At 49.0% G+C, this 12832-nt stretch carries 17 protein-coding genes; 11 read left to right on the top strand and 6 right to left on the bottom strand.

Annotated elements, in window-relative coordinates:
* Window positions 1-149: 149 nt before the first annotated feature.
* The 5 genes from U8T64_RS05025 to U8T64_RS05005 form a co-directional block, all read right to left on the bottom strand.
* Window positions 150-575, bottom strand: coding sequence for a YolD-like family protein (locus tag U8T64_RS05025; protein WP_322181542.1), 426 nt, complete (start codon window positions 573-575; stop codon window positions 150-152).
* Between the two features lie 4 nt (window positions 576-579).
* The gene (locus U8T64_RS05020) at window positions 580-2106 is read right to left on the bottom strand and encodes a Y-family DNA polymerase (protein WP_322181540.1); all 1527 of its coding nucleotides are present in this window, start codon (window positions 2104-2106) and stop codon (window positions 580-582) included.
* A gap of 32 nt (window positions 2107-2138) precedes the next feature.
* Complete coding sequence (locus U8T64_RS05015; protein ID WP_322181538.1) at window positions 2139-2297, bottom strand: hypothetical protein; 159 nt, start codon at window positions 2295-2297, stop codon at window positions 2139-2141.
* Between the two features lie 24 nt (window positions 2298-2321).
* Window positions 2322-2855, bottom strand: a complete 534-nt coding sequence (locus U8T64_RS05010) for an ImmA/IrrE family metallo-endopeptidase (protein ID WP_322181536.1) — start codon at window positions 2853-2855, stop codon at window positions 2322-2324.
* A 69-nt stretch (window positions 2856-2924) separates the two neighbouring features.
* Window positions 2925-3329: a helix-turn-helix domain-containing protein gene (locus tag U8T64_RS05005; protein WP_322181534.1), complete on the bottom strand. Its 405-nt coding sequence runs from the start codon at window positions 3327-3329 to the stop codon at window positions 2925-2927.
* Between the two features lie 201 nt (window positions 3330-3530).
* On the opposite strand from U8T64_RS05005, the gene U8T64_RS05000 reads away from it, so the two are divergent.
* From U8T64_RS05000 to U8T64_RS04950, 11 genes are all read left to right on the top strand, one after another.
* A complete protein-coding gene (locus tag U8T64_RS05000) occupies window positions 3531-3776 on the top strand; it encodes a hypothetical protein (protein ID WP_322181532.1) in 246 nt (81 codons plus the stop codon).
* Between the two features lie 16 nt (window positions 3777-3792).
* The gene (locus U8T64_RS04995) at window positions 3793-4512 is read left to right on the top strand and encodes an ImmA/IrrE family metallo-endopeptidase (protein ID WP_322181530.1); all 720 of its coding nucleotides are present in this window, start codon (window positions 3793-3795) and stop codon (window positions 4510-4512) included.
* Window positions 4513-4514: 2 nt separating this feature from the next.
* Window positions 4515-4757, top strand: a complete 243-nt coding sequence (locus tag U8T64_RS04990) for a hypothetical protein (RefSeq protein WP_322181528.1) — start codon at window positions 4515-4517, stop codon at window positions 4755-4757.
* 69 nt (window positions 4758-4826) lie between these two features.
* Window positions 4827-5588, top strand: a complete 762-nt coding sequence (locus tag U8T64_RS04985) for a sigma-70 RNA polymerase sigma factor region 4 domain-containing protein (protein WP_322181526.1) — start codon at window positions 4827-4829, stop codon at window positions 5586-5588.
* A gap of 483 nt (window positions 5589-6071) precedes the next feature.
* Window positions 6072-6494 (top strand): hypothetical protein, encoded by a 423-nt coding sequence (locus U8T64_RS04980; RefSeq protein WP_322181524.1) that lies wholly within the window; start codon window positions 6072-6074, stop codon window positions 6492-6494.
* Entirely contained in the window at window positions 6491-6940 is a 450-nt protein-coding gene (locus tag U8T64_RS04975) for a hypothetical protein (protein WP_322181522.1), read from the top strand. The genes U8T64_RS04980 and U8T64_RS04975 overlap by 4 nt, the downstream gene beginning before the upstream one ends.
* On the top strand, window positions 6930-7607 hold the full coding sequence (locus U8T64_RS04970; protein WP_322181520.1) for a hypothetical protein: 678 nt from the start codon (window positions 6930-6932) through the stop codon (window positions 7605-7607). Before U8T64_RS04975 ends, U8T64_RS04970 begins: the two co-directional genes overlap by 11 nt.
* A 70-nt stretch (window positions 7608-7677) precedes the next feature.
* Window positions 7678-8067, top strand: a complete 390-nt coding sequence (locus U8T64_RS04965; protein WP_322181518.1) for a hypothetical protein — start codon at window positions 7678-7680, stop codon at window positions 8065-8067.
* 54 nt (window positions 8068-8121) lie between these two features.
* The gene (locus U8T64_RS04960) at window positions 8122-9318 is read left to right on the top strand and encodes an antirestriction protein ArdA (RefSeq protein ID WP_322181516.1); all 1197 of its coding nucleotides are present in this window, start codon (window positions 8122-8124) and stop codon (window positions 9316-9318) included.
* Window positions 9306-10427 (top strand): DUF6329 domain-containing protein, encoded by a 1122-nt coding sequence (locus U8T64_RS04955; protein WP_322181515.1) that lies wholly within the window; start codon window positions 9306-9308, stop codon window positions 10425-10427. Before U8T64_RS04960 ends, U8T64_RS04955 begins: the two co-directional genes overlap by 13 nt.
* Before the next feature lie 128 nt (window positions 10428-10555).
* Window positions 10556-11509 carry a hypothetical protein gene (locus U8T64_RS04950; RefSeq protein ID WP_322181513.1) on the top strand — a complete coding sequence of 318 codons (954 nt, stop codon included), beginning with the start codon at window positions 10556-10558 and terminating at the stop codon, window positions 11507-11509.
* 271 nt (window positions 11510-11780) lie between these two features.
* Here the strand turns inward: U8T64_RS04950 and U8T64_RS04945 are convergent, their stop codons facing one another.
* Window positions 11781-12830 (bottom strand): nucleotidyl transferase AbiEii/AbiGii toxin family protein, encoded by a 1050-nt coding sequence (locus U8T64_RS04945; RefSeq protein ID WP_322181511.1) that lies wholly within the window; start codon window positions 12828-12830, stop codon window positions 11781-11783.
* Window positions 12831-12832 lie beyond the last annotated feature (2 nt).

Here is a 12832-nt window from a genome sequence, read left to right as displayed (position 1 = left end):
AACGAAAGGAAGTTCAAGCTCCGACTTGCGCTGTAATGTAGGTGCTGAAAAAGGCAAAGAGGATAATGAATGCTACACTATTTGTTTTCACAATTTGTACTCATACAAAGACCTTAACAGAAAAGACCGCCGTTTTCGCAAACGACGGTCTAATTATATCCTCTAGTTATTGAAGCGATATCTGAGAAAGGAATAACCAATCCCGAATCCATCTCAACGACTTCTTCGTATTCCCTTAATCTCTTTACTTTACCGGAGTATTCACGGTAAGCTCCTCCGTCTTTTCTCGCATCAGGTTCAAAGTAGAGGATTGTAACCTCTGGCTGTTCGTCTATATGACGCAGCAAATCGGATAGTTGCTCGTTTAGCTGTTCCAGTTCATCATCGCTTAGCTCCAATCTTCTGTCCGTCACCCTTGCGGACTCTGCCACAAGATCGTCATAGCCAGTCAGTGCAGCAAAAGGAGAGAACTGCGCTGCACGGTTGAGTCTGGACATCGGCGCTCGCTTAGTAGAAACATGGTGAGGACGGTCAAAGATATCGCTGTATTCTTCTTTTCCACTGGACATTTTCATCACCTCACGCCTTATGTCCGCCGATCTGCTTGTTGCGCTCCATGGCGGTTGATTCCTCTTTCATGTTTAGTCCCTTAACGATGGCATTCTTGCCATACCGGTCTCGTATGCTGATAAGAGCTTTTTGGATTTTCAGTTCCCGCTCCAGTTCGTCCTCCTCAGCTTCTCGCTCTCTATCCAATGCCTCATAGTCAGTGAATAAGTCAAGCTGCTCCATTTTGGGAGTGGCAGGTTCGGCTTCATTTTCCAATACCAAGTGAGTAACGGCAACCGTGAATCGTCTGACCAAGAGGTTCTTATCTACAATGCGGTCATAAAGAACTGCTGTCGCCTCAACGATTTTGTTGGTGGACGATGTGAATCGCCCCAGGTTGTTTGACCCATGTGCTGCTTTGGGGATTTGGCGCCCATAATGGTCTGATACAATGGCTCCCTTATACTTGGCAGCTCGCTTGGAATCGGTGAGGTTTTCGATGTCGTAGCCCACATCAAGTACCACCTGATCGGTGAACAAACCTGCACGAACAAGGTCAATTGAGAGCTGATCTGCCATTTCCATGACTACCGTCCTGCCTTGCTCGGCGGTATATGGACAGGATAGAACCTGCCCTTGGCTGAGGCTTTTGGACTCCGGTTTGTACGCCTTGCAATCAGCTATTTCGGTAGGTTCCCAGCCCCAAGCATGATCTATGAGCAGCTCGGCATTCACCCCAAATAGCTTATAGAGCAGATCTTCGTTATAGTAATCGCTTTCTTTGCCCTCAGAACACCGGGCAATATCGCCCATAGTGTAAAGACCGTTTTGCTCCAGCTTTCGGGCGATGCCGTGTCCAACACGCCAAAAGTCCGTTAAAGGCTTGTGCGTCCACAATTTGTCCCGATAGCTCATCTCGTCCAACTCAGCGATTCGGACACCATCTTTATCGGCGGGGATATGCTTTGCGACGATGTCCATCGCTATCTTGGCAAGGTAAAGATTCGAGCCAATCCCTGCCGTTGCGGTGATTCGGGTCTCCTTTAGCACCTCCTGAATCAGCATCATCGCAAAGTCATGAGCAGTCATTTTGTAGGTAGAAAGATACGGGGTGGCGTCAATAAAAACCTCGTCGATGGAATAGACCAGAATATCATCGAAAGAGACATAGCGCATATAGATTTCGACAATGCTCTTACTGTAATCCATGTAATAAGCCATTCTGGGCGGAGCAACGACAAGGTCAAGCTCCAGAGATGGGTCTCTTGCAAGCTCTGATCCATATATGGATTTACCCCTGAACTGGTGTTCGGGGGCTTTTCTTTTTCTCTCTCTATTGACTTCTTTGATTCGCTGCTTTGCCTCAAACAGCCTCGCTCTGCCAGGAATGCCATACGCTTTGAGTGATGGAGAGACCGCAAGGCAGATCGTCTTGTCTGTTCGGCTCTCATCAGCGACCACCAAGTTGGCGTCCAGCGGATCAAGGCCACGCTCGGCGCATTCCACGCTGGCGTAAAAGCTCTTGAGGTCAATAGCGATATAGGTTTTCTCTGCCATGCGTTCACCTCCCTGCTTCGATTGAGTATGGGCTATTTCTTGTCCCAGCCGTCGTTGATGTAGCTCTTGAACTCCTCAATTTCCTGCTCGGTTGCAGGGCGAATGTTCGGCTTGCCGCAATCAGGGCAGGAATCGACCTGTCCTTCACGACGGAAGGTGAAATGACAGTTCTCACAATGATAGATTTTCATAGCTAATGCCTCCAGGCAAAGAAATCAGCTCAGGTCTGGCTTTATGTTTTTGAAGAAGTCGCTTCGAGGCTCCATTGGAATCCTCAAGTCATATCCAAGTCGGTTCAGCTCCTGCAACTTTATTAGCATGAGGTTGATCTCGGTGTTCATCATTTTTGCTATCTGGACTACATCATAACCGTCCCTTGCATATCCAAGGCATTCGTCCGTGTCTATCAGGATATGAGACGCAAAGGCGTTTGCCTCATATTCCATCCTGTTTTGCATTCTGAAAAGCTCAAACTCTTTGAAGCCTTCGCCTTTGGCTTGGTCACGATGGAGAATGTCATGCGCCAGTTCATGACCGGCTACCATCTGGGTCAGATACTCGTCCATGCTAGAGTTCAGAAACATCGCTCTATGTTTCCAGCGGTAGATATACATACCGAGTAAGTCGATGAAGTTATCGGTAGCGACAACATCTACGCCCGTTTCTTCAGCCAATAACAGTGTGTCCCTCGTGCCATGATGCTGCACAAGGTTATTTGCTCTTTTGTATAGGTCAAGCGAGTTAATCAACGAGATCACCTCCCCGGTGGGAAATTGGTCAATGATAATATATCACATGGTGTGTACCAAAAAACGGACTTACTTCTTATACCTGTTCGGAGTGTACTTCTTGTTTTCTTCTTTGGCCTTCCAGTAATACTCCTGCAAAGTCCTCATTACACCATCAAGGTCATCATCTGAGAGGCTGCCACCGGCAAAAAGACCACCCATCTCCTCAACAAGCTGTTCAGCCTGTTTTTTACCGCTGTATCCATAGCGAGACTGCGCCTCAGAAATAAAAGTGTCACCCTCATTGTAGAGAGCCTCCACGGACACGCCGAGGATTTCCGCAAGGCGAGTATATACACTCCTGTCCTGCGGATAGGTCTTGCCCTTTTCGTAGTTACTGATGGTATTGAGCCCAAGTCCGGCTTTTTGTGCGAGTTCTCTCTGTGTTAATTGCTGCTCCATGCGGAGAGTACGGAGCTTTTCACCGAATCTCATACTCGCTTCCTCCGTTCATTCACAAATTATTTGTGTATTTTCTGATTTGCCTCTTGACATTCACAATCTGATTTCATATAATCATATTCACAAACCGATTGTGGATTGCAAGCAAAGTCTACAATAACTTGTGATAATTGTCAAGGGGTTTGCGAAAATAATTCGTGATCTACAAGTATTCCCCGCAAAGGAGGGTCAAGAATGGCACGACGAAAGGTATATGTGACAGTCAAAGCTGAGCATAAACCCGATGGCTCTTGTTGTCCAAAAACCATACGGATGGCAGATGAAGCAGAATACGAGATAGACCGGGTACTTCAGGTGTGCCGAGCTTTCTCAGAGGTTGGTGGTCGTGGGATTCGCTACACCATCAGGATCGGGCGCAGTGAAACCCATCTTTTCGACGAGCAAAACGGAAAGTGGTTCGTCGAGGCAAAGTTCTGTTGAACAAAGGAGCAAAACATTGAAGCGCTTATCACGAAGGGATCTGGAGTTGCTGGGCGACCGTGTTACAAAGGCTTACATGGACTTGCCTGAAAACAAGGGCAAGCAGATCTTCCGAATAGACCCAGAGCTGCTGTGTGAGCGTCTGCTCGGTCTGAAACTTGATTACCGGCATCTTTCGGAAGATGGTTCTATCCTTGGCCTGACCGCCTTTGAGGGGATTGGAGTTGATCTGCCATGGGACGATGAGGACGATAGCGTCTACTATCTTGACGGAAAAACCGTCCTGATAGAGAGCGATCTGAGAGAAAGCATTGAGCTTTCAGGAAGAAAAAACTTCACGATAGCCCACGAAGCCAGCCATCAGATTCTCAAAATGGTGTATCCCAAAGAATACGGGACCAAACCCCATGCTCCACAACTACATTTTTACAGGGCGAACTCAATGAGGAACCGCCCCATATCTGATTGGGAGGAATGGCAAAGCAACACACTCGCGTCCTTTGTTCTGCTCCCCAGGTTTCTTGTGGAGCAGGCTATGGCTCTATTTGCAGTCGGCAGCGGGATCAAGATACTGAACCGATTGTTTTACAAAGAAGATTACGATAAGTTTGTATGTATGTCTGAGTTGCTGGGCTGTTCCAAGGCTGCTCTGGCGATCCGCATGAAGCAGATGGGCTGCATCGGGCAAGATTATCTCGACAATCCATACAGGCTTTTAGATGTGGAGGTAGATTAAATATGGCGAACAGATTTTCACCGCAGGCGTATGATCCTGCGAAATACGAGACTGTGAAGAAACAGCAAGAAGCCCTGAAAGCGCAGTGTAAGGGCGTATTGAGGGTGTCGAGGATATGCCCCTATTGCAATCACAGAGTAGATGATGTGGCAAAGGGCGACCACGGCTACACCTTTATGAAATGTCCCAACTGCGGAGAGGAGATCGTATTTCCGCCCATCCATTTCAGATTAGCAAGGAGCTAACCGCTCAAAACAACAGAATAAGAAACACAAGTATCGTGCTACGGAGCCGCTTGATGCGCTGACTTCCAAATGCCGCTTGATGTAGACAATTTCTCCAACGGAGAAGTCTATCCAAGTGGTATTGTCAGCGCATCAGGCGGTTTCTTTATATGCTCATCGGTTCCGGGAAAGGAAACCGATGAGCATTTTATATTGGCAGCCCTATATAGCGAAATATCCGTGATCTCCGGATTTGGCTTCCCACCAAATCCAACTTCAAAGGAGATCACAAAAATGGCATTCCGCCGTAATTCTGACTGGAGTCTAAATAAAGGCACCGACGATATCGTTTATTCCTTCCTTGACGGTACGACCAAGCGTTTTCGCAAGATTAACGACCAGGTCTATGAAGTTACCGAAGGAACAATACCCTGCAAAACTATCACTATGCTGCCCACCGATGAAATCACCGCTGAGCAGTTTGACGAGCTCAAGCGCTGGTCTGACGAGAACTACCAGACCGAAGACCGTTATGAAGTCCATCACAGCCGCGGTCAAGTGCCACTGGAGCTGGTTGAAAACACCATTGAGGCGTCAGCTGGTTTTCTCCTTGATGAGGAGAACAGCGAGGACTTCCGTACACTCGAAAAGGCTTTGCTCATCCTCGATGCATTGAAACTCACCGATGTCCAGCGCAGACGGTTCGAGATGGCTGTCAATGGTCTTACAACCCGTGAAATTGCTGCCGCAGAGGGATGCTCACAGCCCTGCATTGTTGAATCCTTGGCGGCGGTAGAAAAGAAAATCAAAAAATATTTTCTAAAACACCCTATCAAAACCTCCCAAAAATGATGAAAGGTGAAGGGAGCATGCCTCCCTCTGTTCCTTGACAATGAAATACCCATTCATTAGGTACTTGAAATCCGGTGATGTGCGGAAGCACGAGCCACAGCAGCAGGTGCGCCAGGACTCCCATTTGCGGACGAGCGACAAAACCGGCTGTGAGAGCGAGTTGCCCTCGCTTGGCCAGGACAGCCGGATGGATAATGCTACTCCCGTCTGGTAAGCGTCACAGCGTTGGGCGGCTCTGTCAGAACGACAGTTGGGGTGAGACTCCCGTGAGGTGATTTCGCAAATCACCGCCTAATGACTTCCCGTACATTCGGGGTGTCGAGGACAAATAGAATGTAAGCAATACACCAAAACGATTTTGTGAGGGTGTCTGCGTTTACCACAGGCACCCTCACATTTTCTTTACTATCTGAGTTGATGAAAGCGCTCGAAGCTCGAACTCTTTCCTCAGCTCAGAGAAATGAAAAACAGGAGGAATAAAAAATGATTTCCCGAAATACTTTCTGCGATGTTCTCGACAACATCAAGGAATATCATACAACTTACGGTCAAAGCCACAGCAGGGCTGATTGCGAAGATTATGCCGTATGCGATTATAGCCTCTGGGATGCGGAATCCACTGTTCTGGCCTTGCTGAGTGAGAGCCTGAATGACTATGACAATTTGGTCAGTGACTGGGTACATGATCTTCTCGTCATGGATGATGATGGTGTCTGCTACATGGATGTCCACATCAACGGTCAAAGCACGCAGCCGTTCAAGATTAAAACCTCCGGCGATCTGTATGATTACCTGATGCTGATCAACTGCGGCGGCGACGAGGAAGTCGCCGAAATCCGCGCCTACCGCACTGAGCTTTTAGCTCAGCATGACCTTCCCTACATTCCCGGAGGTGTAATTCTGTGAAACAGTATTCTTTTATTTCTGTATATGACAATGAAGGCCAACACTTTGGAACAGACCGTCGTTACACTGCAAACCTTGATCTTGCCAAGGAGCAGATATCCTATTGTTGCTCAGGAATGTCCGATCCCATCAGCATGGTGATTGCTTCCGAAGATTTCGATGACATCATCACCTATCTCAATGAGTTACTAAACGACATTCTCTGCAAGAAAGCCACGGTCAGTCGCAAGTTCAGCGATGAAAACAGATGTCGCAACTGGATGCGTGGCGTAGATTTCAGTGACAGAGATGTGGCGTGGGCTGTTACGCGCAAGCTGCATGACGGCAGGATCGAACTCTATCTCAGCACTGCCAGTGAGCCTGTGCCAGTAGAGCTTGATGCGCTTGAGAAAGTGATCAAAGACCTATTAAATATTGAGGAAGGAGTGACCTGTTATGCAGATTGATCCTGAAACCAGACATCGGCATCTCGAGGAAACCGCTCTGCGCCTGAGAAATGAAGGCTATGGCGTTGAGTGGCAGAATGGCGAAAGGCTGATTGTCTCTCACGAAAATGGCATGCTCTGTACGGTCGATAATCCCGGCGGGATCTCTTACCGTCAAGTGGATATGTCCTGCCCTGAAATCGTGGAGGCAAAAGATCATGCATTCAGCATTGTGAGGCAGGTTGCCGAGTATATGCGCAACATGGATCGTGCGCCAGTGCTGAAGGTAACAGGCGTGGAGGATAAATATAAGCTGTTGGCCGAGTTCAATGGCACAGTCCTTGCCGGTATGCAAACTAAATACGGCGTCAACTTCGTAACCTGGGATAGGGACTTCAACTACGAGGGGCTATCCCATGGTCACTATTACGCCAGCGACTACGAAGGTGCTAAGAAAGACTTTGCCACCCGCTCGGGGCTGATCTCGAAAAATATGCTTTTCGAAAAAAATCAGATGGTCGAAATCTACCGTTGCTGTGCAGATGCACTTGCCGGCGAGTACGAAATATCCATAAAACAGGACGCTACCATCAGGAGCATCCAAGACCAGATCGAGGACGTTTATCCCGAGATTCTCGATGAGATCACCGCGCAGAATCAGGATAACGAACCCCAAATGAATATGTAAACAGCTTCAGGCGCGGTCTCTCAGACCGCGCCTTTTCACATTTTAAAATTGAAAAGAAAGGAACCGCACTATGCCCAGACTATTTATGCAGGACACCCCGTGGGCATTTTTCGAGCGTGAAATGATGGCCGTTCCCGGCTTCGGCCGGCGGCGTCTGCACGAAGAAAATAAGACACACTCTTTGGAGAAATACCAATTCCCAAGTTGCGATGGCTGCTTCATCGGTACGCTGGTCACTAAGCGATGGAACAGCACTACCGGTCTGAACTGTTACTTCGACGGAAGCGATGGACAGGCCTACATCCTCTGCGCTTGGCGTCGGGACGAGGCTCCCTACGGCTATTGTCCTCATTATTCCGACCTTGACCTCTCTATGTTGCCGGTGGGCACAATCCTGAAAGTAAAGTATCGGGTCTCCCGTTCCGGCAAATGTAAATGGCTTGAAGCCGAAGTGCTGTAGGCGACAGATGAATATTGAGGCTGAAGACAAGCAAAACAGAAAGGATACAATCCAATGATCATATCTGCAGTTTTGGGCAACCCCGAGCATCCCGAGTACGGTGTTGCCACAATCCCGTTCCCTATTCCAAAGAAAGAGTATGCCCATGTGATGGAAATGCTTGCGCAGCTTGAAGTCGGCGATCCCCTCAAGCGAGACTGCCAGCTTATCGATATTGATGGGTGGCCCACGGTCCTTAAGCGCCTTTGCGGGAAGACCATCAATGTCGAAGAACTGGATTATCTGGCTAAGCGGCTGGACAGTTTTGATGTGAACGAGGCAGCGCAGTATCAGGGAACGGTGTTTGAGCATGACCTCCAGGACATGACTGACCTGATCAATCAGACATTCTGCTGCCAGCAAGCCACTGTAATCACAGACTTCTCAAACTTGGAGGAGGTCGGAAAAGAACACTACCTGACACTCAGGGGCGGATCATGCCCTATGGAGGATTTCAAGCAGATCGACGGCGTCGAGACGGCTATGCTTTTACTCGACAGCGGAGAAGGCAAAGTAACACCCTATGGCGTTGTCTACGATAACCTTATGAAAATGGAGAATCTATACGACGGAATCCATTTTCCCGAGTACTATTACGAACCGGATCCTCTGACGCTGGAAGTGAAAGATGCAAATGGAGACAGGCTGAATTATCTGTACTTGCCAATGCCGGAACAGCAGATCGAGCGTCTGCTCCATAGGGCAGGCTATACCAGCGTGGATGTGGATTATGCTGTCTCAGAGCATTCACTTCCGGAGAAAATCGCTGCACTGGTCGAGCGGCAGAATGCTACGCTGATTGAGGTCAACGATATGTGCCAAGGATTAGTCATGCTTGAGAGGCAGGATTTTGCAAAGCTGGATGCCGTCATGGAAATGGCTCGGCCAGAGCTTGTCAGCGAGGTCAGCACCCTCATCAAGAACTTGGAACTGTTCGACTATATTCCAGAGGTGAGAGATGCTGAAAGCTATGGTCGATACATGATCCAGGAATCCGGACACTTCGAGTTTGACGAAAACCTTGAAAGCTACTACAACTACGAAGCCTACGGACGCGATCAGATGGACAGCGAGAGCGGCCAGTTCACACAGCACGGTTATGTCAGCTATCACGGTACGCTGAGCCTGGACGAGCTTATGGCAGAAGATCCTGCCGAGCAGTATCAGCGTAAGCAAGGCATGGAAATGGGAGGTATGCCATGTTTCGAATGATCATGAGCCGAGGGGACAGCTCAAATACTGTGTCTCTGCATCTGCCGACTACGCCGTCAGATATCGGTAGAACCTTTGCAAAGTTGGATGCCGTCAGTACAACCCACTCCACAGTAATGACTGAGTTCAACAGTCCAGTTGAAGGACTTTATCAGTATGTGGAATCCATCAACCTCGATTCAGAAGAAGAGTTCGGCAAACTGCATTCCCTGGCAGAAAGAGTCTCGACAATGACCCCAAAGCAATGCTGGATCTTCTCGGGTGCTTTGGCGGCAAACAGTATCAATGGCATTGATGATGTCCTCAAAGTCGCTGACAGCCTGGATGAGTACATACTTATTCCCAATGTGAACACGGATGTGGAGCTGGGCAGGTATGTTGCCGTGGCCGGTCAGATCAATGCTGATCCTCGCTTTCCCGAAGAAGCATGGCCATATCTGGATTTCGCAAAAATCGGCGCCGAGTATTATGCCGACCATGGTGGTGCCTATACTTATGGCGGCTATGTCCAGCGCAAGCAGGTTTCCCAGCCCGAGATTCAGAAGGACGGAGCGCTGCTTTCACTTCAACTCGAAACCTCCGACAGGGTGTGCGTACTGCGACTTCCCGCATCGGAAGAAGAATTGGATGCAGCCAAAGGTCGGTTAGGCATAGAGGACTTCGCACAAGCCAAGGTCGAGCGTATAGATTTCCTCGCCCCATATCTGGAGGAGCATATCCCCACGGAATGCATTTGTGTCGAGGATGCCAACGATCTTGCCCTCTCCATCGATGAGATGAATCAGCACGACGGCATGCTTCTCAAATACCTGTCAGTTTTGGAGGTATGTCAGCCGGAAACCATGTCTGAAGCTCTGCAGTACGCCACCAACATTGATGACTACGAGAGAGTGCCGGATGACCCAGATGAATATGGCCGTTCCGTGCTTCGCCGTATCGGTGCCGATGACGAACTCATTGACACCATCGATGGATACATGGATTTCGCCGCGCTTGGCAAAGCATCCATGGAAGAGGATGGTGTCCGCCGCACCGAGTTTGGCTTGATTCGGAGGTGCAGCCAACCTTTTCCGGAAGAAATCGCTGACCTTCAGTTTGGAGGTATGTAAAGACATAGTGAAAATGGAGGAAGTATCACAATGAAAAAAGCACTTCTTATCACCGCTGCGGCTATGGTCGCTTTAGGCGGCTGCTACATATTTCAGAGCAATCAATACTTCGGCAAGAGGGTGTTGCATTGAGCGATGAGAAAGAGCCTATAGTCGGAATCGTATCCTTCGCCAACGGCGAGGAGTTCTCCTATACAGATCCCGAAGAGTATCTGCGCGTTATCAAGGAGGAACTGCCATATCACCCCACCACGGGCTTTCGATACAAGACACTGACAGACGATCCCGACATTCGCAATGCAGTGGACGATCTCCTGTATGACCTGTACGGTGAAGAGAATCCGGCGCGTCGATCTACAGATATGGATGGCGTTAAGGATGTTGCAAAAATGCTCCTCGCGGTCGAGCTTGCGGAAACGGAGTTTTCGCCAATGATCGTACAGCACCCGTTTACCAACAGTGGTATCGCAGGCATTCCTATGGACGGCGAACTCAAACTGTTGAACCTCTGCGAGAACCCAGAAGACCTGGTGTTGTGGCGAAACAGCCTCTCCAAGGCAATTGATACAGCAGAAAAACCTATGGACATCTACATGTTGCTCAACACGCCATACGCTCTGACTTTCCTGAAGTACGCAGAACCCTTTCTATCAAAGCAGGACTTCTCCGAATTGCTCGGAATAGCATGGATCTCCTCAGAATATGCCAACAGTGATGCAGAAGTAAGCCGCGCGCAGCTCACGGAGATGTTCAGGGATTCTGACCCCACTGCGCTGATGGACGAGGAAGAGCAGGCACAGCTTGCAGCGCTGGAGGATACAGTCACAGTGTTTCGCGGCGTGACCTCCATCAACAGTGACAACCTTCGGGCGCTATCGTGGACATTGGACTATGAAACCGCCGATTGGTTTGCGCATCGTTTCGATGAAGATGGCACAGTGTACGAAGCCCGGATTGATAAAGCGCATATCTTCGCCCTGTTCAACGGTCGTGGCGAGTCAGAGATTGTGCTTGACCCTGGGTATTTGCTGAATATTCAGCCTACTGCGATGCAACAAAATGTTTTAGACATGCAAATGTGAATAATAGATGAGTTTGACAGCCCTTTGATATCATGATAGCGGTGAGTTGATTTCTGGTGACCAGCTACCTTCGTAGCGCATATACTATAAGGGATGGAAAAATTGATACTAAAAGAGCTTGCATTATTCTGCATGTGTGACATAATATAGCCAAGGAAACGGGCTGGTCGCAAGACCCGGGTCCACCTGCGGCGGGGATGTTCCCCGCCATTTTTAATTCCGAGATCAGAAAGAGCCGCTGCAGAATCACGCTGCAACGGCTCTTAATCGTTTATCCCGTTATTTCGTTTAACAGCTTGTCCGATTTCACGGCGTAAGCATACCCAATCGGAGCAACCTTCCTTAGACTATTCAAGGCCTTCAGCTCATCTGAGGTGAAGCCTATTCCCAAGTAATCAGAGGGATCGATATCCTTCTCAAAGGGAACATTTTTGAGTAGACAGGCTACCAGGTACATAACAATAGGAACACGCTTGGATGCCTCTTCCGCAGAGAAATTCTCTGCGTAAATATGGCTACGAATATCACGGATCCCCTGCAGGTAAGCGGCGTAATCCTCTTTGCTGACCTTGCCGCGGGAGGCGATGCTCACCGCAGCGTTATATGTATCCCTGAGCGCGTCTTCAGGACCGATGTCAAGACCACGATATGCGATCTCATCCTGCACAAGGCTGTAGTAGGTTTCCCGCACTTCGGCAAAATCCTCTGCCACTCCGATCAGCGTTATCACATCGTAAAGCTGCTTGATGATCTCCATGTCCTTGTTAGCATTCAGGGGGATGCCTGTGGTGTGCGGCGCAAACGCTGTCAGCTTGTCTCCCAGGATGGATTCCACGCTGGGAATCGTCACTGTCAGATCCTCACCCTCCGTGAGAAGCAGTTCGTTCTTGATGGGCTTGGTAATGAGCCGCTTATACTTCGCATCCTCGAACAGCACATCCAATAGGATATAGATGCTGCGCTTCCCAATTGGCGACTCATAGACGAACTTGAAGTGCCGCTTCTCTATGTTGTTTTTGCCCTTTCTGACCTGCTCCTCAACGCTTAGAAAGGGGAATATTTTGCCTGCCTCATCGATAAAGGCATCCAGATCTGTACCGGGAGCGACGATAATGTCAATATCAGTGGACAAGCGCATGGGATGATCCAACAGCAGCATCAGGCAGGTGCCGCCCTTAAAGATGAATGGCATGCCGACCCTTGTGATAGCCTCCAGCAGACCAAAAGCATACACGGAACGCTCCAGAAGCGAAGGATCCCGATGGCTGGCGTTTTGCAGATTGCGAATGTGTTCTTCGGTAAAATTATCTTTCGTCAGCATGG

Origin of the sequence: Neglectibacter caecimuris (assembly GCF_034335015.1) — a bacterium.
GTDB classification, from domain to species: domain Bacteria; phylum Bacillota; class Clostridia; order Oscillospirales; family Acutalibacteraceae; genus Acutalibacter; species Acutalibacter caecimuris_A.
Note: the sequence above shows the minus strand (reverse complement) of the source record. Positions and strands in the feature narration are given on the sequence as shown.

Excerpts from the sequence above, each read along its gene's own strand:
- U8T64_RS04965 (WP_322181518.1), top strand. The coding sequence starts at position 7,678 with ATGCCCAGACTATTTATGCAGGACACCCCGTGGGCATTTTTCGAGCGT.
- U8T64_RS05025 (WP_322181542.1), bottom strand. The coding sequence starts at position 575 with ATGAAAATGTCCAGTGGAAAAGAAGAATACAGCGATATCTTTGACCGT.
- U8T64_RS05020 (WP_322181540.1), bottom strand. The coding sequence starts at position 2,106 with ATGGCAGAGAAAACCTATATCGCTATTGACCTCAAGAGCTTTTACGCC.
- U8T64_RS04990 (WP_322181528.1), top strand. The coding sequence starts at position 4,515 with ATGGCGAACAGATTTTCACCGCAGGCGTATGATCCTGCGAAATACGAG.
- U8T64_RS04970 (WP_322181520.1), top strand. The coding sequence starts at position 6,930 with ATGCAGATTGATCCTGAAACCAGACATCGGCATCTCGAGGAAACCGCT.
- U8T64_RS04955 (WP_322181515.1), top strand. The coding sequence starts at position 9,306 with ATGTTTCGAATGATCATGAGCCGAGGGGACAGCTCAAATACTGTGTCT.
- U8T64_RS04945 (WP_322181511.1), bottom strand. The coding sequence starts at position 12,830 with ATGCTGACGAAAGATAATTTTACCGAAGAACACATTCGCAATCTGCAA.
- U8T64_RS05000 (WP_322181532.1), top strand. The coding sequence starts at position 3,531 with ATGGCACGACGAAAGGTATATGTGACAGTCAAAGCTGAGCATAAACCC.
- U8T64_RS05015 (WP_322181538.1), bottom strand. The coding sequence starts at position 2,297 with ATGAAAATCTATCATTGTGAGAACTGTCATTTCACCTTCCGTCGTGAA.
- U8T64_RS04980 (WP_322181524.1), top strand. The coding sequence starts at position 6,072 with ATGATTTCCCGAAATACTTTCTGCGATGTTCTCGACAACATCAAGGAA.
- U8T64_RS05005 (WP_322181534.1), bottom strand. The coding sequence starts at position 3,329 with ATGAGATTCGGTGAAAAGCTCCGTACTCTCCGCATGGAGCAGCAATTA.
- U8T64_RS04985 (WP_322181526.1), top strand. The coding sequence starts at position 4,827 with ATGCCGCTTGATGTAGACAATTTCTCCAACGGAGAAGTCTATCCAAGT.
- U8T64_RS04960 (WP_322181516.1), top strand. The coding sequence starts at position 8,122 with ATGATCATATCTGCAGTTTTGGGCAACCCCGAGCATCCCGAGTACGGT.